Raw genomic sequence first — 24,950 nt, 5'->3', positions numbered from 1 at the left:
ATGCACGTCCACGAGCTTATCGAGACGGGGGACGCGTGGAGTCGTTAATGCTGCTTACCCTGCCTCGCGACATTTACATTCCTTCGCGGTAGAAAGTGCCTTTCCTTCAAAGGAGCATTCCAACCTGTAGACGATATGAGGAAGCGAAAGTGACGGCCGGCCCGGTGCTCCAGCCGCCACTTGTGCCTCCTCTATTAAGGAAGGGTCCTTATCAGGCCGTGCTGGCCCGCTTCCGCCGCACCCCGAACGCAAGCAGCGCTCCGAGAAGCAGCGCTGCCCCGGCGCCAACGAACGGCCACGCCGCCAGATCCGCGCCGGTATCCGACAGTTTGTCGCGCTCGGATCCCGACACCGGGTCGGCGTCCTCCCCCGCTGATCCACCGGGCGTCGCCGGAGCCGCCGGAGCGGCCGACGGCGACGTCACCGGCGCGGGCGGAGCCAGCACCTCGACGTCGGCCGAGGCGGCATCCGCGACGACCAGCGACACCGCATCCGCCCCCACCAGCTCTGCGTCGAGCGCGAGCGTCACATCACCCGCGCCGGTCGCCTCGAACGACAGGGTCGCGAGCGTCAGGTCACCGGTCGCACTGGGAGAGGTACCGAGCTTGGTGTGCACATACTGCAGCTCACTGCCCTCCACGGTCGCGGCCCCGACTCCCGACACCGGGGTCTGCGCACTGCCGTCCACATACTCGAGCACGTCCGGGTCGAAGCCCAGCGCGAGCTCGTACGCGTACACGTCGACCGCACCCGTGACCGAGACCGTGACGTCGACAGTCTCGCCGACCTGCACCGTGGCATCCGACACCGCAACCGCAAAGGTCGCGACGCTCGGAGCCGCCGTTGCCGACAGCGGTGCGGCCAGCACCAGGCCGCCAACCATCGCGGCGAATACCGGGCCCGCGAATGTTGCTCGTCGACGGATGCTCCCCGCTGATGACATGGACTCGTTACCTTTCAGTTCTGTCTGCTGTTGCACTCGCCGTATCGTCGCCATGGCTCAACCCACCAGTTCCGGGAAGAGGGACGGCGAGGTGCGGTGCTTCGTGGCCTGCTCGTAGTCGTACGCGAACCCGAGCAGCGTCGGCTCGGCGTATGACCGGCCGAGGAACTCGATGTTCGATGGCGCTCCGTCGATCGCGCTACCGTCGATCGCGGTCGACGACATTCCCATCGGAACGGTGACCGCCGGCATCCCGCCATACGGGCTGAGGCGGTTGTTGGCGCCGGCGTTGTACTGGCCCGTCGTCGTCGGGTAGATCATCGCCGACACGTTGTACGTGTTCATGGCACCGGTGAGGATCGACTCACCATTGGCGATTTCAGCGTTGTGCTGCGTGATCCAGGCCTGGTACTGCTCCTCGGTCACCCGCTCCCTGGCGTTGTACGTGTTGGTGCGCGACGGGTACTGGTAGTCGTTGGCGGCGATGATCTCGCTGAGCGTCTCGTACGGCACGTCGGGGTCGGTGACGAACTTGGCGAGGTACTCGTTGAGGTCGTGCTTGAACTCGTTGGTGCTTCCGCTCGAGTAGTTCTGAACGGTCGAGAGGTTGGGGATCACCATCTCAACGAGGGTCGCGCCCTGCGCCTCGAGGTCGGCCTTCGCCTGGTTGAACAGGCGCACCACCGCGGGGTTCGAGCCGACGATCGACGGAACATAGCCGATCCGCGCACCCTCGAGGCTCGAGTCGTCGAGGCTCGAGGTGTACGTGCCCGGGATGTTGCCGTTGGATTCTGCGGTAATCGGGTCTTCGGAGTCGAACCCGACGACCGAGTCGAGCGCAATCGCCGCGTCGGCGACCGTGCGGGTCATCGGGCCACCGGTGTCCTGCGACAGCGCGAGCGGGATGATGCCGTCACGGCTGGCGAGGCCAACCGTCGGCCGAACGCCAACCAGCTGGTTGAACGACGACGGCACGCGTATCGATCCGCCGGTGTCTGTGCCGAGTCCGATGATGCCGAGGTTGGCGGCGATGGATGCGCCCGTTCCTCCGCTGGATCCGCCCGCGTTCTGGTTGCGGACGTATGGGCTCATGGTCGGTCCACCGAGCGAACTGTCGGTGGTCAGGTTGAACGCGAACTCATCGAGGTTGGCCTTCGCCAAAATGACCGCCCCGTCAGCGCGCATCTGTTCGACCATCTGGCTGTCGGCATCCGTCTGGTTGTTCTTCAGGCAGGTGCAACCAGCGGTCGTCGGCATGTCGACAGTGTTGTAGTTGTCTTTTGCGATTACCGGGATGCCGTGGAGCATGCTGCGGGGACCGCCCGCGGCACGTTCCGCATCCAGCTGGGCGGCAATCTCCAGCGCGTGCTCGTTGACCGAGATGATCGAGTTGAGTTTCTCGCCCTGGTCGTCGTATGCGGCAATCCGGTCGAGGTACATCTTCGTCAGGGACACGGCGGTGATCACGCCGGCGTTCATCGCCTTCTGCGCATCGATCGTGCTCGCCTCGACCGCGGAGAACGGACCGTCGTCGTAGAGCGCACGCTGGCTCAGCTGCGCGACATCGGTGACGGTGATCGTTCCGTTGCCGTCGAAGTCGGCGACACTCACGCCCGCCCAGGACGGGTCTGCACTCGTGCTGCCGAGCGCCGCCATGAGCTTGGCGATATCGACCTCATCGACAGCGTCGTCTCCGGTGAGATCTGCCTCTATATATAAGGGAGCGAGAAAGTTCAGTCCCGTGGTGTCTGACGGTGCCGCGGTGGCGACGGTGAGGCCGCCGAGGCTCGTGGCCGCGACTGCGACCATCGCTCCCGGCAGTAGAACGAATTTTCGGAATCGGTGCCGTGGTGGCTGGCTCAAGGTGTTCCTCTCGGGGCAGGCAAGGAATCGACGCGCAAGCGCGGCGTGACGACGCATTCTGCGACGTGATTCCGATGCTCACAGCCCCGTGTTGCGGGGGTGTAACGCCGGGGTTTCGAGGGCTGGCATACCCAACGGGCGACGCTCCGGAGAGTTCCGAAAATTCGCTGTCAACCTCTCGCATCATCCTCCCCTCGAACTGGAGGAAGCTCTCTCGGCCCACTTCGGATATCGTCGCCACGTGCCCATAGTGCGTCGTAGTACTCCTCCTGCCCCCTGCTGCGCAAGGAGTACAGCGTCCAGTGCGATGAATGGTTGCGAGAAGTAGATGGCATCAGCTCTCGCTCCGGCCAGGCCGGACCCGATGCGCCTACGACTTACACTGTTGGGCTCTAGTGCCATCGCAGCGGCTCTCGCGTTCGCTATGTGGATCTTGGGATGGTTACCTCACCTTGAAGGACGCCCTGCGGTCATCACCCTCTTGCTAGGGACATCCGTGCTCTGCGCTGCAGAATACCTCTCGGTCTCTCACCGCGCGCACACGGGACCCTCGCCGTTCCCTGAAGCCGACTCTTCGAACGGCCACACGGAGATTTCAGCCGATGAGGTCGAGGCGATCGTTTCGTCGTCTGGAGATTTCGCTCTTTCCAGCGCGCAGGTGCTGTCTTTTGTCGGGTGCATTCTCCGCCCTTCCAGCTACTTCAGCCGTATAACCGAGCACATCGAGTCGTACCATCGTTCAACCCTCGTGCGCTCAACCTTCACGTTGGCCCTGACAAAACCTTCTACTTTGGGCACCAGCGAGGCAGCCAACCAACCCACAGAGCGCTACGACTACGTTGTCCCTCTGTTTCTGCCAAGGAAGGATTCGCTTCAAGACGGAATTCGCGTAACGGATGTCACAGGGAAGCGAATCTCAACTTTAGATTCGTCCACGCACAACGTTTTCTCTGCAGCAGTGATCCGGTTGCTAATCTCTATCAGCGCTGCTGACGCCCTGGACCGTTACCTCGCTAACGACCGCGAGCTGGAGCTCGCGGTTTGGGGTGTGATCGCGAAATCCAATATCTCCCCCGCGGCGGTTAAGATCCTCAATTCGCGACTGAACAGTCTCGCCGACGGCGAACAATCGAGAAGTGTGATTCAGACTGTTACCCGTTTGATAGATGTGCTAACAATGCACAGACCTATCTCCATTGCCGTGCCGTCCGACGCCGTTCGCTCCACGCGATGGCCCTCGACGTTGCGATACACGCTCGAACGTCGGTTTATTGCGCCCGTTGAGGAGCCGCCCTCCCCTCTTCCTCCCACGCGGAATCCTTCTTGGCTGGATGCTCTACGACTCGGGCTTGGGGTGCGGCTGAACCGCGTCTATTTTCCTTTGACGGCGGCGTATCGGACGCCGAGTTACCATCTAGAGGTAGAGGGCCGCGAGGGGACATTCTTCGCGGAAGAGAAATTCGTGCCGCCCACGCTGGAACCCGGGGAACGTCTCAGTATTGGAAATCTGGAGTCGCAGCCTCGTTTCGGCCAGAGGCGCTCGCACCTTTATATCAACGGTATGAGGGGGAAAGAGGGCGCATACTACGGGGCTCGCTTCTTCGAACGAGGGCCGACCTCTTTCTCAGGGATCACCATTGCAGCCGTGGTTTCCTCGGTTCTGATCACGCTTCTCTTCCTCATGAACGTAGTCGATGGAGGGAGCAGGAGTACCGACCGGATCAGCAGCCTGATCCCGGCTCTTCTCACACTTCCCATCGCAATCTCCGCGTTCATGGGATTAGAATCTGAAAAAAGTAGTCGGCACCCAAGCTTGGCGAGCCGGTTCGTGGCGTTGCTCGTTACGATGATCAGCCTCTCGGCCTTCGTGCTCGCGATCGGCTCAAGCACCGTCGATTCCTTGGAGAACGAGATTTGGCACGCATTACTGTGGGCGAGTATCGCAACCACGGTTTTGAGCGTCATTTGTTGGCTTGTCAGACTCAGTGTCGAGGTCAGCTTCATCCGACGGAGGTCACGGGTAGACTCAACTCATCGGAGGTCGTAATGGCTGGTCGCGTTTATGAGTACGGTCAGGTCTCAGCAACGACTGCGGCGTGGGGCGCCGGAACCGTCTTGCGAGACGCTGAAGGCTCCATCGGCTACGGCAGCGACTCGAACGATGATCTAGAACTCATCGAGCGTCTACTACTCACTCGCTCAGCCGATTCTCCCAGGCCGGTGAAGCCGTCACGGCAATAAAAGACACTGACCGGCGACCTGGCCTTCAGATTCCATGGTTCGAAGTGAGGCGGCTCAGCGGGGGTGTAACGCCGGGTTTCGAGGGCTGGCCCAATCGGGCGACGGCGTTACAACCGTGCTCCGGATGCCGTCACCCGGTTCGACACCACCCTGAGCACCACGGCTCCGCACCCCATCACGACGGCGCCGGCGCACGTCGCGACCGGGGCGCCGAAGGAGAAGTAGAGCGCCGAACCGAGGAAGGCGCCGAGCCCCATAGCGAGAATCGCGAGAAGCTTGCGCAGCCAGTGCGGGTCGTGCTTGCCGGAGAGCCAGCCGTCGTGGGCCAGGTTCACCATGGTCATGGTGACGACTACAGTGCTGATGTCTCTGATGCCCACCGGCTTGAGGGCCGAGGCCTGGGCGCCGAGGGCGAAGGCGAGCACCCCCGTGATCACGACGATCGCGGTGTCGTTCGGCGGCCCGATCACCGCCCACCCGACACCGACGCCCAAGGTCACGACGGTGCCACACGCGAGGGTCGCGGTCGTCGCGAGCGGGACCCGATCGTGTGTCGGCCTGATCCGAAGGACCCGGGCTGCGGTGACCGCACCGAGGAAGAAGACTCCGAGGGCGACGAGCAGATTGACGACGGGGAGTTCCTGCTGCCCACCGAGTGCGAATCCGAGAAACAGCACGTTGCCCGTCATGTTGCCGGTGAAGACCTGATCGAGCGCCTGATAGCTCACGCCATCGAGGATGCCGGTGGATATCGACAGGACGAGAAGCGCGGCCACCAGCCCGGTGTCGCGGGCAGCGGTCGCCGACTGTGCCGCTGGGGTGCTGGCTGGGGAGTTCGTCATTGTCGCCTCCTGGTGGTGTGGCGACGCACTCGGCGTCGGCACCATGACAGTGCCGTTGCCGGTGATCGGCCAGAGGCGGATGACACGGGGCCAGCTGCCTGCCGCCGCACCAGGTCGCCCGGATGGAAGGTATGCTCACTTTTTGTTGAGAGGTCTATGCAGAGTGATGAAATAGGCTGGGCTCGGAGGCCGTTATGCCTCTAGACGGTTCGGAAGAACCGCCCCTATCCAGAAACGCGGGACTCCGTCCCGAGCAAGGAAACACAATGGGCAACTTTGAAGGAAAGACCGCACTCGTCACCGGTGGCGGCTCAGGCATCGGCGAAGCGATCAGCAAGGAACTCGCCAGCAACGGCGCCAAGGTCGTCGTCGCTGACATCAACCTCGAGAGCGCGACCCGCGTCGCCGACGAGATCACCGCCGCTGGCGGAACCGCTGTTCCGTTCCAGTCGAACACCATGATCGCTGAAGACAGCAAAAAGGCCGTCGACTTCGCCGTCGAGACCTTCGGCGCCCTCAACTACGCGGTGAACAACGCCGGCATCGGTGGCGCCCCCGCCCTGACCGGTGACACCGACCTCGAGAACTGGGAACGCGTCATCGGCATCAACCTCAACGGTGTGTTGTTCGGTATGCGGTACCAGATCCCCGCCATCCTCGAGTCCGGTGCGGCCGAAGGCGGCATCGTCAACATGGCCTCGATCCACGGCACGGTCGCAGCCCTCGGCTCGTCGGCGTACACCGCGTCAAAGCACGCGGTCGTCGGCCTCACCAAGAACGCCGCTGCGGAGTACGGAGCACAGGGCCTGCGCATCAACGCCGTCGGCCCCGGCTACATCGACACCCCGCTGCTCGAAGCCGCTCCCGCTGAGATGCTCGAGGGCCTCAAGGGCAAGCACCCGCTCGGACGCCTCGGCCGTCCCGAGGAAATCGCCAACGTCGCAGCGTTCCTGCTCTCAGACAAGGCAAGCTTCATGACCGGCGCGTACGTGCTGGTCGACGGCGGCTACACCACCGTCTAAACGTCTCATCGATCAGCGGACCGGTCACGGACCGCTGACCTGGCATGAGACACGCGAACGGGCACCGGATGATGACATCCGGTGCCCGTTCGGCGTTTCGGCGAGCGTCAGCCTAGCTGAGCTGGCTCTGTCGACGACGGAGCGCGACGAGCGCACCGGTGCCGATTAGCATCGCAACCGCCGCAGCGACAGCGAGACCAAGCGGGCTGTTCTCGGTACCGGTGTTCACGAGCCGGTCGCGGGCATCCGTCGTTTCATCACCGGGCTCTACCGGAGCGACGGCGCCAGGAGCAGCGCCCGGGGCGGCCGGGGCCGGCACTTCAGGTGCGGGATCCGCGGGGTCCACGGGAGCCGGTGGGATGACCGGAGCCGCGGCGCCGATCGTCACCGTCTGGCCGAGCGCGTTGAGACCGGTGGTTGCATCCCAGGTGCCGACGTTCGCGGCCTGAATGGCGAACCGCGGGTCGTCGCTCACGGCCTGACCGGCCAGGGGGGCGTCCACACTCGTGCCGGCATCTCCCGCTGGAAGAGCGAGGTACGCCTGGTACTCCCCGTCGGGGACACCCGCGAACGATGCGGTGAGCGTTGTGGTCGTACCCGGCATCCACATGCGCGCATCGTCGTTGTCGGTGAACGGCACTTCGAAGCTGCCAGCGTCACCCTCGAGCACCAGAACGGCGGTCCTTGGGTTGTACGGAGCTGCCCAACCGTCATTACGCACCCCGAGGGTGAGCTGTGTCGCGCCGTCGGCATCCGCCGAGACAGTGCTCTCGGTCATCACGAAGCGGTAGCCCAGTCGCTGCGCTGTCTCTTCGATGCCCTCGGCACCCCAGGTGTTGAGGACCGCCTGGTTGTAGTCACGGTTGAGGTAGCTGTAGTTGTAGCGCGCCATCTCTGCGGACGCGCTTTCCCACTCGGAGCGCGGCGGGTTGACGTTGCAGGTCTCACCACCGATGGGCACGTACTTGCTGTCCGCCTCGAGGTACTCCTGGTCGAGTTCGATCGGGTCGGACAGGAACGTTCCCCAGTCATCGGGCGCCGCGAGGAAGCAGTCATTGTGGTGACCGACGCGGGAGATATCGCTGCCGTCGTGTGCCTGGGCGGGGGTGATTGCGCCCGCTGCGCCGGTGGGCACGTCGAAGAGTTCCTGCTTCGAGAGCATCGTGCGCACCTGAACCGAACGGTCTTCGGGAAGTGCCTCGAGCAGCGCATTGGTCACCGCTGACCGGTTGGCCCAGTCCTGCTCCGTGACAACCCCGGGGTTGGCTGGGTCTGCGACGAAGTGGTCGGTGTAGTAACCCTCGCCCCAGAGGCCGATCAGTCCGTTCTGAACGACGGGAATGACATCCGCGTTCGCCCGCAGAATCGGGGTGAGCTGCTCGATGTGCGCGAGAACGATGTCGAGCGGTGCGTCACCGTGCGGCGGCTCGTATGGCCAGGCACCGCCCTGCACGTAGGCGAACCGGGTGATGACGGAGATGCCAGCCTCACGCGCGGTGTCGTAGTCGGCCTGCACGAGGGCGAGGAATTCGGGATCGAGCGTCGGGGTGTTGACGAACTTCTCCAGGTAGAACACTCGGAGGATCTGGGTGATGCCCTCCTCGCGGAACGCCCCGATGGTCGAGGCGTCGAGCGGCACATAGCCGGAGCCGTCGGCGCGGTAGTGCGTTTCGGTGTGGTGGTAGAACCCGCGCTCGGGGTTGGCAATGACCTCATCGCTTGCCGTGTAGCTGACGGTGACGTCCCCCGGCGCGGCGATCGCGGCGGACGGGATGGCCAACGCCGCAATCCCCGCCAGTGCGATTCCGATCGGTACGAATTTCTTGTGGTGTTTCCTTTGGTGCACGGTGGATCTCCTTTGAGTCGGATGATGCTTTGTGTGAAACGGAAAATTGCGTACTGGATGCCGGTTACTTCAGCCCGCTGGAAGCGAGGCCGTCGATGACCCGACGTTGCAAAACAACGAACATGATCAACACGGGTGCCATGGCGAGCAGGCTCGCCGCCATCACAACCGGGTAGTCGGTGGTGCGGTCACCAATGAGCGTTGCGAGCCCCGCCGATAACGGCATCCGATCGCTGAATGTGGTGACAACGAGCGGCCAGAGCAGCTCGTTCCACGACCACAGCACTGTGGTGATCGCGAGCACGCTGATCGTCGGGCCGGCCAGCGGAAGCATGACCTTCCAGAAGACCTGGAACGGGTTCGCACCGTCGAGGCGGGCCGCTTCTTCGAGCTCGACCGGCATCGCGAGGAACGCCGTTCGCATCAGGAAGGTGCCGAACGCGCTGAACAGGCCGGGCAGCACCAGGCCGCCGAGCGTGTTGAGCAGGCCGAGGTTCTGCACGATCTGGTACTGCGACAGCAGGTACACCTGCGACGGCACCATCAGGATGGAGAGCACGAGCGCGAGCAGGATGCCCCTGCCCCGGAACCGCATGCGTGCGAACGCATACCCGGCGAGGGTGCAGAACAGGATCTGGGCGACCGTGCGGATCACCGTGATCACCACCGACGTCGTCAGCTGTTCCAGGAACGGCAGGCGGGTGAACACGGCGGCGTAGTTCTGCCACTGCAGTTCGGCCGGCCAGAACACGGGCGTGACGCTCTGCACCTCTGCGTTCGTCGACAGCGACATGATGATCTGCCAGACGAACGGGAAGGCCATTAGCAGCCCGCCTCCGCCGAGGATGATGTGCGCGAACACGTGCGACCCGCCGCGACGCGGGGCTCGGCGACGCGGGGTCGGTTTCCTCGCTGCGGGAGGAACCCGAACGGATGCCACTGCCTCAGTCAACCTGGACCCACCGTTTCTGCAAGCGGAACTGGATCGCGGTCACGATTCCGATGATGACGAAGATCACCATGGCGATCGCCGCCGCGTAACCCTTGTCGTTGTTCACGAAACCCTCGCGATAGAAGAAGTAGACGAGCGACATGCTCTTGGGCAGCACCGGGTTGGAGCTGCCGAGGATGGCGTAGAGCAGGTCGAAGACCTGGAAGCTCGAGATGATCGTGACGATCGAGATGAAGAAGATGCTCGGCGTGAGCAGCGGAACGGTGATCGAACGGAACTGCCGCCACCGGGTTGCTCCGTCGAGTTCGGATGCCTCATACATTTCGGGCGGGATGCTCTTGAGTCCGGCGGCGAGCACGATCATCGCGAACCCGAGCGACGACCAGAGGCCGACGATCGCGACGGCGACTGTTGCGGCACCGGGGGTGCTGATCCAGTACGGTCCGTCGATGCCGAGAAAACCGAGCCCATAGTTCAAGAGTCCGAAGTCGCCGTTGAAAATAATGCGCCAGACCATGGCTACCGCCGTCGGCATCGCCACGTACGGGAGGAAGAACAGCACCCGGTAGAGCGACGCGAAGCGGAGGCCAGGCAGGTTCAGCAGGCTGGCGAGGAAGACGGCGATCGGGATGCCGAGCAGCACGATTGCCGTGTAGAGCAGGGTGTTGCCGAAGGAGAGGTAGAGCGCCGGGTCGGCGAACAGGGCGACGTAGTTCTCGAATCCGGCGAAGTCCCACCCGCCGAATGCTCCCCAGTCCGTAAGCGAGTAGAACGCGGTCTGGAGGATCGGCCAGAAGTAGAACACCGAGATCCCGCCGACCAGTGGGGCGAGGAAGAGCCACGGCCAGATACCGTCACCGGCGAAGCGACGCCGCGGTGTCTGGGGCGGGGCGCCGCTCCCGGCTCGCGCCGCCCGACCCGTGCGGGTCGGGGCGGGCGAGCCGGGAGTGTGCGTTTCGGTTGTCACTGGTTACTCCTCGGCGAGAGCCGCGTCCATCTGCTCGGCGAGTTCCGCGGTGACCTCAGCGGTCGGGCGCTCACCCGAGAACGCCTGCGGCAGCAGTTCGGTCTCGAATGCGTTCCAGACGGCAGAGTTGTTGCTCACCGGGAGGGGCTTCGAGTACTCGACAGCGTCGAGGAAGATCTGCAGGTTGGCGTCAGGCATCGACTGGGTGAAGGCATCCTGTGTTCCGGTGAATGCCGGGATCATCGCGCCGGCGTCACCCTGCTGCTGCTGGGCTTCTTCGCTGGCGAGGAAGACCTGGAACGCCTGGGCGGCCTGCTTGTTCTTGGAGTCAGCGGCGACGACGTTCGAGACACCGTGGATGACGGTGGCCTGCTCCTCGCCCGTGGGCAGCGGAAGAGCCGTGATGTCACCGGCGAACGGGAGGTCGGTCAGTGCCGAGCGGAACCAGCTGCCGCCCCAGTACATGGCGAGCTTGCCGGAGGTGAACCACTGGTCTGCCGTGGTGTCGGTCAGCTGCTGGATGGACGGTGACCCGCCGCTCGCGATGAGGTCGCTCCAGAACTGGATGCCGGCCTGCGATCCTTCCGAGGCGTACCCGGAGGTGTCGCCGTCGATGACCGAGCCGCCGGCCTGGAAGATCGTGTTGTAGTAGGTGGTCTGGCCGTCCATGCCGCCGGCGCCGCCGTAGATTCCCTCACCCGCGAGTGCGGTGGAGATGTCGGTGGCCGCGGTCTGGAAGTCGTCCCAGGTCCAGTCCTCGCTCGGCAGTTCGACCCCGGCCTGTTCGAACAGTGCCTTGTTGGTCCAGACGCCGATCGTGTCGAAGTCCTTCGGAACGCCGTACTGCTCGTCACCGACGTTGTAGAGGTCGACGAGCGACTCCGGGTAGTTCGACAGCTCGATGTCGCCGGCGTCAACAGCGTCGGCGATCGGCTCGAGCAGGCCGTTGGAGGCGTACAGGCCGATGTTCGGGCCGTTCATCCAGAACACGTCGGGAAGTGTCTTGCTCGAACCCTGCGTCTGCAGCTTGGTCCAGTACTCCGAGTACGGAGTCACGTTGACGTTCACTTCGATGTTCGGGTAGAGCTCGTTGAACGCGTCGATGTTCTCTTCGATCGCGGAAACCTGGTTCTTGTCCCACAGCCCGTAGGTGATGGATGCCTTCAGGTCTTTATCGGGGGCGCCGTATTCGCCGCTGTCGCTGGTTCCGGCATCCGAGCTGCAGCCGCTGACCGCGAGCATGAGGCCCATGGCTGCGGCCACTCCGGCGGTCAACCGCCGGGCGGAGGGGGTGGACGAGGTCATGAGGGGGTCCTTTCACTGGGTAGCGCGTCTGTTGTGATTGTCGGGTGGTGCAAGGGGGCAGTACGGGAGGTGAAGTGGGAGAGAACCGCCGGCGCCAGGTCCGGGACGGTCATGGGAGTGGAACCGGCACGGAGGGATGCCGCGGCGAGCGACCCGGCGGCGACGGCTTCCCGTGCGGCGATGGGCGACACGATAGTGGGGGCGCCGTCGAGCACGTGGGCCAGGAATTCCGTCATCGTGAGCAAATCGGCATCCGCGTGCCCGCTCGCGACGCCCTCGATCGGGTACTCGGCGTCTCCCGATTCCTGCCACTCGTGGCGGCGGTTCCAGACCTTGACGGTTCCGCCGGCGGTGTCGCCGAAGTTCTCGAGGCGACCCTCGGTGCCGATGACCGTGTAATTGCGCCAGTAGTCGGGGGTGAAGTGGCACTGCTGGTAGCTCGCCTGCACGCCGTTGTCGAGGGTCATCAGCATCATCGACACGTCTTCGACGTCGACGACGGGGTTGAGCCCGGTCTGCGCGGCCGGCGGCCAGTTGTCGTAGGAGAACCAGTCCTCCATGACCTCACCCGGGCGCTCCCGGCGGTCGGTGATGTCGCCGTAGACCATGAGGTCGCCCATGCCGACGACGCGGCGGGTGTAGCCGGAGGCGAGGTAGTGCACGATGTCGATGTCGTGGCTGGCCTTCTGCAGCAGCAGGGTGCCAGTCTTGGATCGGTCGGCGTGCCAGTCCTTGAAGTAGTAATCGCCGCCGTTGCCGACGAAGTGGCGGACCCAGACGGCCTTGACCTCGCCGATCTCGCCGCGTTCGATGATCTCGCGCATCACGCGGACCACACCGGAGTGTCGGAAATTGTGGCCGACGTACAGCGGGGTGCCGGTCTCGGCCGCTGTCGCGAGCACTCGATCGGCGCCCTCGAGGGAGATGGCGAGCGGCTTCTCGAGGTAGACGGCGATGCCGGCCTCAAGCAGGGCGACAGCGATGTTCTCGTGGGTGTGATCGGGGGTGGTGACGATCGCCGCGTCGATTCCGCCGGCGGCGATGAGCTCGTCGAGTGACTCGTAGACCGTTGCGTCGGGGAAGAGGGCTCGTGCCCGGTCGCGGCCGGGTTCGGTGGTGTCGACTGCAGCGACGACCCGTGCGCCGGGACGTGCCTCGGCGACGTGGTGCGCGATCACGCTGCGGGCGCCGGTTCCGATGACGGCGACGGCCAGGGATGGGGCCGTGGCGCTGCCGTTGCTGCCGTTGCCGGTGCCCGTGCTGCTGGCGTTTCCGCTGCCTGCGCCGTGCCCGTCACCGGCGTCGCTGGTGCCGCGAGTTGAACTGAGATTCATCTGCTGGATTCCACTTCGTTGTGTCTTCTGCCATCTTGCACCATGTTGCGCGAGTTTGTCACGTTTGATATGGAAATGATCACAAAACAGCACACTAGTGCTGCTCGCCCTTGACAGGGAAGGATCGGTTTCGCTTATTTACCTGGCCGTAACACTGCGCCGGTGCAGTGCTGGGACTTCAGCGGATGCCGGGGGCGGGGCTGTGGGCCGCCGCTCCGGCCGGGTCAGTCCGCGTCTGTCGACGTCGGGCCCGGTCCGTCCGTGTCGCCCGCCTCAGCGGGTGCGGCCACGACGAGCTCGACGCCAGCCGCGGCGAGGTCAGCGGCAAACCCGGGCGACACCTCGGAATCGGTGACGAGGATGTCGATCGCGTTCAGCGGGCAGATGCGGGCGAAGGTGCTGCGCCCGAGTTTGGTGGAGTCCGCAGCCACGATCACACGCTGGGCGACGCCGGCGATCTCGCTGCTGGCATCCGCTTCTCCCTCGTGGATGGTGGTCGCGCCGAATGCGGCGCTGAGCCCGTCGACGCCGAGTACTGCGGTGTCGAGGCTGAAGCCGCGCAGGGCAGCACCGACGAGCGGGCCGACCAGCTCGTACGACTGACGGCGCGGGAAACCGCCCGTGACCACGATTTTGATGTGGTCGCGCACCGACATCTCGTAGGCGATGTTGAGGGCGTTGGTGACGATCGTGACGCCGACCTTGTCGGGGCCGACGCGGAGCCGCTCGCTCCGTCCGAGCATCCGTGCGACCTCGCTCGTCGTCGTGCCGCCGTTCAGGCCGACGGACTCCCCCGGATTGATGAGGTCGGCGACGGCCCGGGCGATCGCGACCTTGGCCTCGGCCTGGCGCGCGATCTTGTACTGCAGCGGGAGCTCGTATGCCGAGCCGAGCGCGGATGCCCCGCCGTGGGTGCGGGTCACGAGGCCCTGCTCGGCGAGCGCGTTGAGGTCGCGGCGCACGGTCGCCGTTGAGACGCCGAGCGCCTGGCTGACCTCGGCGATCGACACATTGCCCCGTTCACCGACGAGTTCGAGTACGACATTGAGGCGGCCCTGTTGAATCACGGCGACCCTCCTTCTCGCGCTGTCATCACATCCGACACGACGTGATTGAAATTGATCAAGTCTGACCATATCGATCATTTCGAGCAGGAGGTAAGGGATGTGGCGCGAAGTTGGGCTTTGATGGCAGCCGGGACGGGTGGCCTATGTCAGCGGCGACCCGTAGCCTTAACCGGTGAGTTCTGAGCCAGCCTCATCATCTACTGACGACTTATCCGCTGACGGCATCCTCGCGACCGGTGCCGAGGCATCCGCTGTGCCCCCGCACTGGAAAAGGAACGTCGCGCTCTTTCTCAGCGGCCAGACCATCTCGCTGTTCGGGTCGATGATCGTGCAGTACGCGGTGATGTGGTACGTCACTTTCGCGACCCAGTCGGGTTTTGCGATCGCGCTTTATGCCCTCGCCGCGTTCCTTCCGCAGGGCGTTGTGTCGATCTTTGGCGGTGTCGTCGCCGACCGGATGAACCGGCGCGTGCTCGTGATCATTGCCGACACTACGATCGCGGCGGTGACGCTGGTGCTCGCGATCGCAATGCTTAACGGCATTACCGACCTCTGGGTGATTTTGCTCGCTGTGGGAGCGCGATCGATCGGGGCGGGGTTCCAGACGCCAGCGGTGCAGGCGATGATCCCGCAGATCGTGCCGGCCGAGAACCTGATGCGGGTCAACGGGCTGTTCGGGTCGATTCAGTCGGCGATGGCGCTGCTCGCGCCCGCTGCCGCCGGTGCTGTCTTCGGGCTGTGGGGCATCGTGCCCGTGTTCTTTATCGACGTCGTCACCGCGGTGATTGGTGTCGGTTTCCTCGCCTTCGTCTCGGTGCCGACGCTCGCGTCGATCGCGTCCAAGACCACCAGTTACCGCGAGGACCTGGTCGAGGGAATGCGGTACATCTGGCAGCACCGGGTGGTTCGCTGGCTGCTCGGTGTGTTCGCCATCATCTTCCTGCTGACCGTTGCGCCGTCGTTCATCACGCCGCTTCTGATCGCGCGCACCTTCGGTACCGAGGTCTGGATGGTGACGGTACTCGAGATCGCGTTCAGCGTTGGCATGATTCTCGGCGGGGTTCTGGTGGCGACCGTGTTGGCGAAGTTCGGCCGGATGCCGCTCATCCTGTTCGCGACGTTCGGTTTCGCGGTGTTCACCGTTGCGCTTGGGCTCGCGCCCGACCTGTGGCTGTTCTATGGGTTCATGTTTGCGTTCGGGCTGCTTGTTCCGCTGTTCTCTGCGCCGTTCATGACTCTCGTGCAGGAGACGGTGGAGCCCGAGATGCACGGGCGGGTCTTCAGTTACGTCGGCATCGTGATGGCGCTGGCGACCCCGATCGGCATGACGGTGTTCGGGCCGCTGGCCGACGTGATCAGCGTGCAGATACTCCTCGTCATCGCCGGAATCGTGACCATCCTCGTGATGGCGGTTGCCGTGCTGCTGCCGTCGGGGCGGGCGGCGATTGCGGCGGCGAGGGCGCAGCGTCCGGCGGGTGCGGAGGGTGGTGCGGGCGGGGCGGGTGCCGCGGACGCCGCGGGTGCCGCGGGTGCTACGGGTGCTACGGGTGCTACGAGTGCTACGGACGCCGCGAAGCGAGGGGCCGACGCGGACGACGCGAAGCGAGGGGCCGACGCGCGGTAGCGGCGGCGCCCCGGGCCTCCCGTCCCACCGCGAGCGCTCGACATCCATGCCTCGCGGGCTCACATCCGTCCCGCCTTTTGCCGAGCGCTGCACATCCATGCCCAAGCGGCAGAAGTATCTGCAGCACGAGCATGGAAGTGCCGCGCTCAACGCCGGGACGCCCCTCCGCACGTCAGCGTGCTCGCGCCGCGCGGCATCCGCACCCGCACCCGCACCCGCAGGCTGAACCTCCACACCCCGTCCCTCATCCGCACGCTCGCACCCGCGTCCCTCACTCACCCAACACCATCCGCGCCCCGCAAACTCGCCCTCTCATCCCGCCCCTCCCGCGCGAGCGCTGCACATCCATGCCCAAGCGGCAGAAGTATCTGCAGCGCGAGCATGAAAGTGCCGCGCTCGACGCCCGGGGGGATGCCATCGCTTCCATCCGCGACCGCGCACCCAACACCGGGCCCGCGACCCCTCCACAGCAGCGTGCAGTCGCCCGCCCATCCCCCATCGAGCGGATGCCGCCCCGCCACCCCTCGAAACGTCCGACAGTTGAGGGGTGCCCGATTTCATCATCCGCAGACACGAGGAGCTGGCCACGGGAGCCAACGACTCGACCCTTCGCCGATCGTCCCGCACCGGCGCGATAGTGCGCATCGCCCACGGCTCGTACGCCCCCTCGGCGTTCTGGAGCGGCCTCGCGCCCCACGAGCAGCACCGACTCAAGGTTCTGGAGGCCGCGGGTCGGGCGCGAGGCACCGTGCTGTACTCCCATTACGCGGCCGCCGCCCTCTGGGGCATCCGGATTCTGGGTTCCTGGCCGGAAAGAATCGACGTGACGACCGAGCAATCGCGTGGCGGCCGTTCATCCGGTGCGGTGAAGCGCCACTGCCGCCCGCTCACGTCTGTCGAGATCGTGGCGCTCGACGGCCTGCTTCTCACCACTCCCGCCCAGACGGTTGTCGATCTCGCACGCGACCTGCCGTTTGCCGACGGCGTCGTCGCGATGGACTCCGCACTCCACGAGGCGCGCCACGCTGGTGCATTGACCACGACGGATGCCATCACCGGCTGCGTCGAAGCGGCATCCGGTCAACGGGGCTACCGCAAGGCGCAGGCGGCGGCGGGCTTCGCGACGAGCCAGTCGGATTCACCGGAGGAGTCGCACAGCCGTGTGTGGATCCACCTCCTCGGCTTCCCCCCTCCGTTGCTTCAGGTGGAGTTCCGCCTCCCGAGCGGACGCACAGCCAGGCCGGACTTTTACTGGAACGACTTCGATCACGCCGGGGAGTGCGACGGGCGAGCCAAATATACGGATCCCCGCTACCTTCACGGGCGCACACCTGAGAAGGCCGTCATCGACGAGAAGAACCGGGAGAACGAGCTGCGCCAGGTGGTCGGCCGCCTCTCTCGCTGGGAGCCCCGGGACCTCTACCCGCCCCGCCGGCTCTACGACAGGCTCACCTTCGACGGGCTGCCCTCGTCGAAGCGGCGCCCGTAACGCGCGCCCACAGCACCTGCCCGCCGCCCGCTCACCCCTGCCCGTCGCCCGCTCGCCCTGCCCGCTAGCCATCCATCCGCCCAGCGCTGCAGATCCATGCCCGCGCGGCAGAAGCTTCTGTAGCGCGGGCATGGAAGTGCAGCGCTCGCGCACCATCCAGCGCTCGGCACCGACCAGACCCGCTCACGGACGGGCGCTCCCCTGCCACAATCCGGTGGCGGTACGCTGGCGGGCAGGTGGCGGCACACTGGCGTCCTCCTGGCGTGGTGCCACCGAACCGGGCGGAGCGAGCATGGGTTCTATGAATAAGACACGAATTATTGAGCTTCGACAGGCACAGGGCTGGACCCAGGAGCGACTCGCGACCGAGAGCGGAATCGGGCTCAGAACGGTTCAGCGGCTCGAGGCGGGCGAGGACGCAAGTCTGGAAACCCTGTCCCTGGTTGCGGACGCCCTGCGGGTTTCGGTGCGCGACCTCTTCTCAGCGATCGACGACGCCGACCTGAACAGCCGGGTGGACTCACTCGAGGACCGCACCGCGCACCAGCAGGCCGCGCGCGACCGGATCACCGGCGCCTGGCGCTGGCTCTATCTCGGGATCGGCATCGTCCTCACCCTGGTCAGCTTCACTTTCGCCCAGGGCATGGTGTTGTTCCTCGGCTACTGGGTGGGCGGCACGATGATCCTGCTCGCGCTTCGCCGGCTCTACCTCGAACCGCACCTCGACGAGAAGTACCCGCTGTCGCGAACCACCCCGTCCCGTCGCGAACGACGCGCGAGCCGCAACCGCGCCCAGCCCACGGCAGAGAAGACTCCCGCCGAGGCCTAACACGCGAACGGATGCCTGCGGGCCGCGGCTGACGCCGTGCGATCGATCCGCTCTGCAGAAAACGGATGCCTGCGGCCGCGGCTGGCGTCGTGCGATCGATCCGCTCTGCGGGTGTAACGCCCCCATCGTGGATACCCGACCGTGGACCTGACGCGCCGCGCGCCCCGGCATCCGGCCGCACCCCGGCATCCGTACGCGCCCTCATCCCTCGCCGCCACCCGCACCCTCTCTCAACGCTGCACATCCATGCCCGCGCCGCAGAAGCTTCTGTAGCGCGGGCATGGAACTGCCGCGCTCGACGCCGAAGCGCCCAGCACATCTAATCAACGCGCCTCACGCGCGCGGGCGAGCAGCAACAGCCCCACCACCGCGAACACGAGCCCGGGAAGGGCAGCCCACGCCAGCACCCCAACTCCCGCCAGCGACGCAATCGCTGCCCCGGCCGCCGCGCCGCCACCGATGGCCGCGTTGAACGTGCTGGTGAGCCAGGCGGATGCCCGCGGGCGTAACTCCTCGGATGCCGCAGCCAGCACCGCGAATTGCAGAATGGCGGGCACACCGCCGAAGGCGATCCCCCACACCCCGACTCCCACGACACCGAGTACAGGCCGATCCGCAGCGAGCGCGAGCAACGCGACCCCGGCCGCGAGTCCGGCGACGAGTGCGACCGGTGTCGCGTGCGGCCAGCGCGTGCCCGCCACTCCCGCGCCGACGAGCCCGCCGATGCCGAGCACGCCGTAGACGACGAGCACCATCGGGAGCGCGTCGGGTGCGATGCCGACGACGTCGAGCAGGTACGGGCTCACGAGTGAGAACAGCGCGTATTGCGACCCCATCACGAGAACGACGATGCCACAGAGCGCGAGCACCCGCCCGCGTGAGCGGTCCGCTCCCCCGGTTCCGCCGGCGGTCAGACCGTGCCCAACCCCGGGAACCCGCGGAAGCACCAGCCGCAGCATCCCAACGACGAGGAGCAGGGCAGCCGCGACGACGACAAACGGCATCCGCCAGCCGAAACCGTCGGCGAGTGCCGCTCCCGCCGGCACACCGAGCACGAACGCCGCGCTGACGCCGGCACCGGTGATCGCCACAGCCTGCGCCAATCGATGCCCCGGCACGAGCTGAGCGGTGTAGCTGCCGGTCACCGCCCAGAACAGCCCGTGCGCCGCGCCGGCCACGATGCGCGCGAGCACGATCATCGGCATCCCTCCCGCTGCAGCGGCGCCCAGGTTCGCGAGCGCCATTACGGCGAGCGCGATCATGAGGAGGCTGCGGCGTTCGAAGCGCAGGGTCAGCCGCACGAGCAGCGGGGTGAGCGCAACAACGGCGACCGCAAACACCGTGACGAGGAGGGGCAGCGCTGCGGGGTCGACGTGCAGGTCCCGGGCCATCGGCGTCAGCACGGCGGTCGGCAGAAACTCCGTCGTTACGCTGACGAACACCGCGACGGCGAGGGCCACGAGGGGCACAACGGGGAACGGCGTCGTCGCACGCAGCTCCGAGCGCGTCTCCTCCGTACTCACAGCACCCACCGCTGCAGATCCATGTTCGGGCTACAGAAGTATCTGCAGCCCGAGCATGGAAGTGCAGCGCTCGTCACGAGGGCCGCTCCACCCGCACGAACCGCGCCGCGAGGTCGTCGCCGCCGGCCACGTCGACCCGCGGCATCCGTTTCGTTAACCCGCGAACCGGACGCCGACGGGCCCTGAGCGCAGGCCAGCACCCACCGCTGCAGACCCATGCCCGCGCTGCAGAAGTATCTGCAGCGCGAGCATGCAAGTACAGCGCTCGTCACGAGGACCGCACCACCCGCACGAACCGCGCCGTGAGGTCGCCGCCGCCGGCCACGTCGACCCGCGACATCCGTTTCACTCCCCCGCGGACCGGACGCCGACCCGCCCTGAGCGCAGGTCAGCACCCACCGCTGCAGATCCATGCCCGCGCTACAGAAGTATCTGCGGCGCGAGCATGCAAGTGCCGCGCTCGTCACGAGGACCGCACCACGCGCACGAACCGCGCCGTCAGGTCGTCGGAGCCGGCCACGAGCGAAACCCGGAACGACGGATGCTCCGCGAGGGCTCCCGGCGGAACCGCCACCGTTGCGGTCTTCCATTCGCCGTCACCGGTGCGCTCGACCGGTGGCGACGACCAGTCCCCCACATCCACGGTGAACGCGCCGGCCCCCGAGTCAAGGTACGTCACCTTCACCACGCACGCGCCGGATGCCGCCGTGAATCGGGGATCGAGCTCGAAGACGAATCCGGTGTCGCCGCCAGCGGCATCCGTTCGCAAGCCCTCGTGAGCAGTCCCGTTGTCGGGTTCGAAGACCTCCACATGCACGTCGTCGTCCGAGCGGTGCGCGACCGAACCCGGTTCATCGACCTGCACGAGCCAGCGCTCCAGGTTGCGCACCCACGGGCGGCTGGCCCACGACCCGGCACCAACCGGCCCGACCTCGTCGCCCGCCCAGTAGGTGTCCTCGGCGTCACGCAACGCCGCCCAGGCATCGGCCGACGTCGTCGCCGTCGCGCCCATCGACAGCCGCACCCAGTCCCAGTGCTCCGGGTACTCGGCGAAGTACGACGGGCCTGGCACGACGTAGATCCAGTTCGTGCGCAGCTGCAGCGCCTTGAGGTTCGACTGCCGAACGGCGTAGTACGGGTCGTCGGTCTCATAGCCGCAGTCGTTGTAGCACTCGTTCTCGGTGGCGACGATGCGGGTGCCGTCGTGCACCGGCAGGGTGTCGTCGAGCGCGAGGTGCCCATTCGGCAGGATGTGCGCCCCGTACGCCGGCGCCTCGCTCAGGTGAAAGTTCGACAGCTCGGTGATGCCGGTACGGATGCCGAGACCCGCGTCGACCGCGTCGGCCGCGAGCAGGTCGTCCTCGGCCCCGAACGGACCGAAGGGGTAGTCCTCGCCGGTGAAGACGAGCTTGTTCGCGTGCTCACCGAACAGATCGGCGAGGTCGGTCCAGGCGTGATCGTACCAGGCGAGGTAGGTCTCGAGGTCGAGGTCGCCCGCGTCGACCGCGGCGGTCACCATCTCGTAGTCGAACTCGGCCCAGGTGAACGCGCCGGGAACGTAAACGAACGACAGGCGCGGATCGGCGGCGAGACCGCCGTCGATAAAGACCCGCCGGTAGGTGTCGAGGAGGTGCCCCCACACGCACTCATCCCAGATCGGCAGGTGCCGCTCGCCGTCATAGTCCGGCCCATACGTCGACACCCCGCACTCCTCGGCGACCCACTCCGGCGCCCAGCTCTCACCGCTCGCGAAGATGCGCATCCAGAACCGGTCGGGTCCGGCCAGCTGCGCGTCGAGCGAGTCGAAACTCAGGCCCTGCGCCTCTCCGCTCGCACCGCGGTCGAGGTCACCCTGTGTCGGCTGAATCTGCCGCCAGCTGACATCGACGGATCGAACGAACACATGGTCAGAAACGGATGCCTCCTCCGAGAAGAACCCGGAATTCGGCGCCGGTCGCGCGGATGCCGGCAGGCTCCAGTCGTCGCCCGTTCGGATCTCGACGCCGTTTCCCGCGTCGAGGAACTCAAATGCTGGCCCGTCCGCATTGGGGGCCGGCGGGGTGGGTGTAGCCGGGGCGGGGCTCGCGCACGCGGTCACGAGGCTGACCGCAACGAGAGCGACAAACGCAGCCACGCGGCGCGGCAGAAGCCGGGAACGGGCGGGCCGCCCGTCTCGATCGACGTACGCCATTCGATCTCCCGTCGTCGTGGCATCCGTTTCAGGACCTCACCGTATCGGAGTGCGTGTGGACGTGAACCCCGAGGTGTGTGTTCAGTTCGGCCCGCGTCGCCTGCGCGGCCGTGCCACCGGCCGCACGGACGGAGAGCGATCCGGCAACCGCGGCCCAGCGCACCCGCTCGGTCTCGTCCGAAACCCCGGCGATCAGCGCCGCGAGGTAACCCGCATCGAAGCTGTCACCGGCACCGGTAGTGTCAACGACGTCGAGCGTGAGTCCAGGCGCGGCGAATTCGCTGCCGTCCGGCGAGAACGCCCGGCCGCCCGCCTTGCCCGACTTGACCGCAACGACGGGACCGAACGCTGCAATCCGCGCCGCTGCGAGCGCGACCGGATCGTCACCCGCTGCAGAACCGGCACCGGGAAGAGCCTCAGCGATCGCGAGCACCTCTTCGGTGTTGGGGAACAGCACGTCGACGAGGGGAAGCACCTCGGCGAGGCCCTCCCATCGCTCGGCGGGATCCCAGTTGGTGTCGAGGCTGACCGATGCCCCGGTAGCGCGAATGCGCCCCAGCAGCGCGGGCAGCTCTGCGGCCAGTCGCGGCTGCAGGAAGAAGGATGCCATGTGGACGTGGCGGGGACGGAGACGAGTAACCGCCGCATCGACATCGGCTGCGGTGAGTGCCGGGATCGTGCCCGGCAGGGTGAGGATTGCCCGGTCGGACGCGCTCGAGAGGATGACACTCAGCCCGGTCGGGATGACCGGGTCCACCCGGATGCCCGACACGTCGAGTCCGGCATCGCGAAGGAGCCCGACGGTGAATCGGCCGAACACGTCGTCGCCGACAACGGCGGCGACAGCGGTCGAGACCCCGAGCCGGGCCAGTCCGCACGCCGCGATCGTCGCGCTGCCGCCCATCACCAGGTCGGCGGCGTCGAGCAACTGCTCGGCCTGCCCAAACCGGGGGACGACGTCGCCCCGCAGCACGAGGTCCGGGTTGGCGTCGCCGACGACCAGCACGTCAACCGAGCCGTCCGGGGAGTCGCTCGCTGACGGCATCCGTTCGCCTCCCATCAACCCTTCATTCCGGAGAACGACATCGTCGCGATGAACTGCCGCTGCGCGACCAGAAAGAACAGGATCAGCGGAAGCGTCGCGATGACGTTGCCGGCCATGAGGAGGTCCCACTGGGTGCGGCGGGTGCCCTGGAAGTTGGCGATGCCGAGCTGCAGCGTGAAGGCGTTCTCGTTGTTGATCGCGATGAGGGGCCAGACCAGGTCGTTCCACGAACTCAGGAGGGTGAAGATCGCGAGGGTGGCGATCGCCGGCTTCGCGAGCGGAAGGACGACCCGGAAGAACACCTGCCATTTGCTGCAGCCGTCGATCGTCGCAGCCTCTTCAAGCTCCGCCGGGAGCGAGAGGAAGAACTGGCGCATCAGGAAGATCCCGAAAGCGGATGCCAGCCACGGCACGATCGCCGCACCGAGGCCGTCGATGAGACCGAGCCGGGCGAACAGAATGTAGGTCGGGATCATCAGAAGCTGGGTCGGGATCATGATCGTGCCGAGGATCAGGAAGAAGCCGAGGCCGCGGCCGGCGAACTTCATCCGGGCGAAGCCGTACCCGGCCAGGGAACACAGAACGATGTGCGACAGGATCGCGGCGCTCGAGACGATCACCGTGTTGCCGAGCCACAGCAGAATGTCCGAGTCGGCGAACAGACCAGCAAACCCGTCGAGGGTGAGCCGCGACGGGATGAGCGGCGGCGGGAAGCTCACGAGTTCCTCGGCAGGAGACAGCGCGGCGAGGAACATTTGCGCGAACGGCAGGAGGAACAGCAGTGCGACCGGGGCGAGGAAGAAGTGCCAGCCGCTGAAGCCGCGACCTCGTTTCTTCGGCGTCGCGAGCTCAACTGCCGGGTTCAGCAGGGACGTGCTCATCAGAAGGCCTCCAGGTTGCGGCGCCGCGAGTACCAGACGACGAACAGGGTGATCACGAGAGTGAGGGCGAAGAGGGCATACGCAACGGCCGAGCCGTAGCCGAACTCGAGCCCGCGGAAGGCGCGCTCCCAGAGGAAGTACACGATCGTTTTCGTCGCGTCGAGCGGCCCGCCCCTGGTCGTTGTGTAGACCAGGTCGAAGAGCTGGATCGCGCCGATGACCTGCCAGATGGCGACGAAGACAGTGACCGGAGCGAGTTGCGGCCACACCACATGCCAGAAGGCCTGCCAGCGACTGGCCCCGTCAATGCGAGCGGCCTCAAGCAGTTCCGGCGGGATGTCCTGCAACGCCGCGAGGTAGATGACCGTCGTGAATGCGGCCTGGCCCCAGAGCGACATGATCGCGATGACGACCATGGCCTGGGCCGGGTCTTCAAGCCATCCCTGCTGCGGGAGCCCAAGCATCCGAAGCACGTTGTTGACGATTCCGTACTGCGGGTTGAACAGGTAGGTGGACAGGATGCCGGTTGCTGCGGCCGACGCGACGAACGGCACGAAGATGGCCGTGCGATACAGCCCGATGAAACGGATGTTCCGGTTCAGTGCGACCGCGAGAAACAGCCCACCGAGCACCGACATCGGGACGAAGAGGATCGTGTACAGCCCCGTGTGGGTGATCGCGTCGAAGAACTTGTCGTCGCTGACGAGCCGCTCGTAGTTCGTGGTCCCGACAAACTGCGGATCGCTGAAGCCGTCCCACTTTTGCAGCGACAGCACGAACGCCCACACGGCCGGGAAGATCGACAGCCCGAGAATGATGAGGGTCGCCGGCCCGACAAAGGTCCAGCCGTCGAGTGCACGCCGACGGCTGGCTTTGCGTTGCGCTTGTTGCCGCTGGGCTGTCGGCACCGTGAAGGTGAGCGCAGGCGCACCGGTCTTGCCGGCGCGCCTGCGACTGTCCTTACCGGTGGACAGAGACGCCGTCAT

Annotated in this window: 20 protein-coding genes; 6 read left to right on the top strand and 14 right to left on the bottom strand. The window is 66.0% G+C overall.

Annotated features, from left to right (window positions below; translation table 11 throughout):
• Positions 1-211: 211 nt before the first annotated feature.
• Together AC1C2N_RS02260 and AC1C2N_RS02255 are read right to left on the bottom strand one after the other, a co-directional pair.
• The gene (locus tag AC1C2N_RS02260; RefSeq protein ID WP_495432705.1) at positions 212-943 is read right to left on the bottom strand and encodes a cohesin domain-containing protein; all 732 of its coding nucleotides are present in this window, start codon (positions 941-943) and stop codon (positions 212-214) included.
• Positions 944-1,000: 57 nt separating this feature from the next.
• Positions 1,001-2,752, bottom strand: a complete 1,752-nt coding sequence (locus AC1C2N_RS02255) for an amidase family protein (protein ID WP_495432703.1) — start codon at positions 2,750-2,752, stop codon at positions 1,001-1,003.
• Between the two features lie 844 nt (positions 2,753-3,596).
• Between AC1C2N_RS02255 and AC1C2N_RS02250 the strand changes: the two genes are divergently transcribed.
• Together AC1C2N_RS02250 and AC1C2N_RS02245 are read left to right on the top strand one after the other, a co-directional pair.
• Positions 3,597-4,853, top strand: coding sequence for a hypothetical protein (locus AC1C2N_RS02250; protein ID WP_495432702.1), 1,257 nt, complete (start codon positions 3,597-3,599; stop codon positions 4,851-4,853).
• Positions 4,853-5,047 carry a hypothetical protein gene (locus AC1C2N_RS02245; protein ID WP_495432700.1) on the top strand — a complete coding sequence of 65 codons (195 nt, stop codon included), beginning with the start codon at positions 4,853-4,855 and terminating at the stop codon, positions 5,045-5,047. Before AC1C2N_RS02250 ends, AC1C2N_RS02245 begins: the two co-directional genes overlap by 1 nt.
• A 107-nt stretch (positions 5,048-5,154) precedes the next feature.
• Here the strand turns inward: AC1C2N_RS02245 and AC1C2N_RS02240 are convergent, their stop codons facing one another.
• Entirely contained in the window at positions 5,155-5,889 is a 735-nt protein-coding gene (locus tag AC1C2N_RS02240) for a YoaK family protein (protein WP_495432698.1), read from the bottom strand.
• Positions 5,890-6,155: 266 nt separating this feature from the next.
• Between AC1C2N_RS02240 and AC1C2N_RS02235 the strand changes: the two genes are divergently transcribed.
• Positions 6,156-6,911 (top strand): SDR family NAD(P)-dependent oxidoreductase, encoded by a 756-nt coding sequence (locus tag AC1C2N_RS02235; RefSeq protein ID WP_483405399.1) that lies wholly within the window; start codon positions 6,156-6,158, stop codon positions 6,909-6,911.
• Positions 6,912-7,023: 112 nt separating this feature from the next.
• On the opposite strand, the gene AC1C2N_RS02230 is transcribed toward AC1C2N_RS02235, so the two are convergent.
• From AC1C2N_RS02230 to AC1C2N_RS02205, 6 genes are all read right to left on the bottom strand, one after another.
• On the bottom strand, positions 7,024-8,757 hold the full coding sequence (locus tag AC1C2N_RS02230; RefSeq protein WP_495432696.1) for a DUF4832 domain-containing protein: 1,734 nt from the start codon (positions 8,755-8,757) through the stop codon (positions 7,024-7,026).
• Between the two features lie 64 nt (positions 8,758-8,821).
• On the bottom strand, positions 8,822-9,709 hold the full coding sequence (locus tag AC1C2N_RS02225) for a carbohydrate ABC transporter permease (RefSeq protein ID WP_495432694.1): 888 nt from the start codon (positions 9,707-9,709) through the stop codon (positions 8,822-8,824).
• Positions 9,702-10,676, bottom strand: a complete 975-nt coding sequence (locus AC1C2N_RS02220) for a carbohydrate ABC transporter permease (RefSeq protein ID WP_483405396.1) — start codon at positions 10,674-10,676, stop codon at positions 9,702-9,704. Before AC1C2N_RS02220 ends, AC1C2N_RS02225 begins: the two co-directional genes overlap by 8 nt.
• A 3-nt stretch (positions 10,677-10,679) precedes the next feature.
• Positions 10,680-11,981, bottom strand: coding sequence for an ABC transporter substrate-binding protein (locus AC1C2N_RS02215; RefSeq protein ID WP_495432691.1), 1,302 nt, complete (start codon positions 11,979-11,981; stop codon positions 10,680-10,682).
• Positions 11,978-13,315: a Gfo/Idh/MocA family protein gene (locus AC1C2N_RS02210; RefSeq protein ID WP_495432689.1), complete on the bottom strand. Its 1,338-nt coding sequence runs from the start codon at positions 13,313-13,315 to the stop codon at positions 11,978-11,980. Before AC1C2N_RS02210 ends, AC1C2N_RS02215 begins: the two co-directional genes overlap by 4 nt.
• A gap of 224 nt (positions 13,316-13,539) precedes the next feature.
• The gene (locus tag AC1C2N_RS02205) at positions 13,540-14,382 is read right to left on the bottom strand and encodes a DeoR/GlpR family DNA-binding transcription regulator (protein ID WP_495432687.1); all 843 of its coding nucleotides are present in this window, start codon (positions 14,380-14,382) and stop codon (positions 13,540-13,542) included.
• 172 nt (positions 14,383-14,554) lie between these two features.
• Between AC1C2N_RS02205 and AC1C2N_RS02200 the strand changes: the two genes are divergently transcribed.
• From AC1C2N_RS02200 to AC1C2N_RS02190, 3 genes are all read left to right on the top strand, one after another.
• On the top strand, positions 14,555-16,006 hold the full coding sequence (locus AC1C2N_RS02200) for an MFS transporter (RefSeq protein WP_495432685.1): 1,452 nt from the start codon (positions 14,555-14,557) through the stop codon (positions 16,004-16,006).
• Between the two features lie 547 nt (positions 16,007-16,553).
• Positions 16,554-17,495, top strand: a complete 942-nt coding sequence (locus tag AC1C2N_RS02195) for a hypothetical protein (RefSeq protein WP_495432684.1) — start codon at positions 16,554-16,556, stop codon at positions 17,493-17,495.
• A gap of 301 nt (positions 17,496-17,796) precedes the next feature.
• Entirely contained in the window at positions 17,797-18,324 is a 528-nt protein-coding gene (locus AC1C2N_RS02190; RefSeq protein ID WP_495432682.1) for a helix-turn-helix domain-containing protein, read from the top strand.
• A 323-nt stretch (positions 18,325-18,647) separates the two neighbouring features.
• Here AC1C2N_RS02190 and AC1C2N_RS02185 read toward each other — a convergent pair whose 3' ends face one another.
• The 5 genes from AC1C2N_RS02185 to AC1C2N_RS02165 all read right to left on the bottom strand — a co-directional run bounded on the left by AC1C2N_RS02185 (position 18,648) and on the right by AC1C2N_RS02165 (position 24,950).
• Entirely contained in the window at positions 18,648-19,847 is a 1,200-nt protein-coding gene (locus AC1C2N_RS02185; protein ID WP_495432681.1) for an MFS transporter, read from the bottom strand.
• A 463-nt stretch (positions 19,848-20,310) separates the two neighbouring features.
• Positions 20,311-22,038, bottom strand: a complete 1,728-nt coding sequence (locus tag AC1C2N_RS02180; protein WP_495432680.1) for a hypothetical protein — start codon at positions 22,036-22,038, stop codon at positions 20,311-20,313.
• A gap of 28 nt (positions 22,039-22,066) precedes the next feature.
• Positions 22,067-23,098 (bottom strand): carbohydrate kinase family protein, encoded by a 1,032-nt coding sequence (locus AC1C2N_RS02175; protein WP_495432679.1) that lies wholly within the window; start codon positions 23,096-23,098, stop codon positions 22,067-22,069.
• Positions 23,098-23,964 carry a carbohydrate ABC transporter permease gene (locus tag AC1C2N_RS02170; protein ID WP_495432678.1) on the bottom strand — a complete coding sequence of 289 codons (867 nt, stop codon included), beginning with the start codon at positions 23,962-23,964 and terminating at the stop codon, positions 23,098-23,100. Before AC1C2N_RS02170 ends, AC1C2N_RS02175 begins: the two co-directional genes overlap by 1 nt.
• On the bottom strand, positions 23,964-24,950 hold the full coding sequence (locus AC1C2N_RS02165; RefSeq protein WP_483405385.1) for a carbohydrate ABC transporter permease: 987 nt from the start codon (positions 24,948-24,950) through the stop codon (positions 23,964-23,966). Before AC1C2N_RS02165 ends, AC1C2N_RS02170 begins: the two co-directional genes overlap by 1 nt.

It is taken from the genome of Mycetocola sp. Y791 (assembly GCF_059445325.1).
This window is presented reverse-complemented; position numbering and strand designations above follow the sequence as displayed.

What these genes read in the sequence shown, in the direction of transcription:
- AC1C2N_RS02170 (WP_495432678.1), bottom strand. Translation starts at nt 23,964, where the DNA reads ATGAGCACGTCCCTGCTGAACCCGGCAGTTGAGCTCGCGACGCCGAAG.
- AC1C2N_RS02240 (WP_495432698.1), bottom strand. Translation starts at nt 5,889, where the DNA reads ATGACGAACTCCCCAGCCAGCACCCCAGCGGCACAGTCGGCGACCGCT.
- AC1C2N_RS02260 (WP_495432705.1), bottom strand. Translation starts at nt 943, where the DNA reads ATGTCATCAGCGGGGAGCATCCGTCGACGAGCAACATTCGCGGGCCCG.
- AC1C2N_RS02210 (WP_495432689.1), bottom strand. Translation starts at nt 13,315, where the DNA reads ATGAATCTCAGTTCAACTCGCGGCACCAGCGACGCCGGTGACGGGCAC.
- AC1C2N_RS02175 (WP_495432679.1), bottom strand. Translation starts at nt 23,098, where the DNA reads ATGGGAGGCGAACGGATGCCGTCAGCGAGCGACTCCCCGGACGGCTCG.
- AC1C2N_RS02190 (WP_495432682.1), top strand. Translation starts at nt 17,797, where the DNA reads ATGAATAAGACACGAATTATTGAGCTTCGACAGGCACAGGGCTGGACC.
- AC1C2N_RS02180 (WP_495432680.1), bottom strand. Translation starts at nt 22,038, where the DNA reads ATGGCGTACGTCGATCGAGACGGGCGGCCCGCCCGTTCCCGGCTTCTG.
- AC1C2N_RS02215 (WP_495432691.1), bottom strand. Translation starts at nt 11,981, where the DNA reads ATGACCTCGTCCACCCCCTCCGCCCGGCGGTTGACCGCCGGAGTGGCC.
- AC1C2N_RS02165 (WP_483405385.1), bottom strand. Translation starts at nt 24,950, where the DNA reads ATGACGGCGTCTCTGTCCACCGGTAAGGACAGTCGCAGGCGCGCCGGC.
- AC1C2N_RS02235 (WP_483405399.1), top strand. Translation starts at nt 6,156, where the DNA reads ATGGGCAACTTTGAAGGAAAGACCGCACTCGTCACCGGTGGCGGCTCA.
- AC1C2N_RS02245 (WP_495432700.1), top strand. Translation starts at nt 4,853, where the DNA reads ATGGCTGGTCGCGTTTATGAGTACGGTCAGGTCTCAGCAACGACTGCG.
- AC1C2N_RS02255 (WP_495432703.1), bottom strand. Translation starts at nt 2,752, where the DNA reads ATGGTCGCAGTCGCGGCCACGAGCCTCGGCGGCCTCACCGTCGCCACC.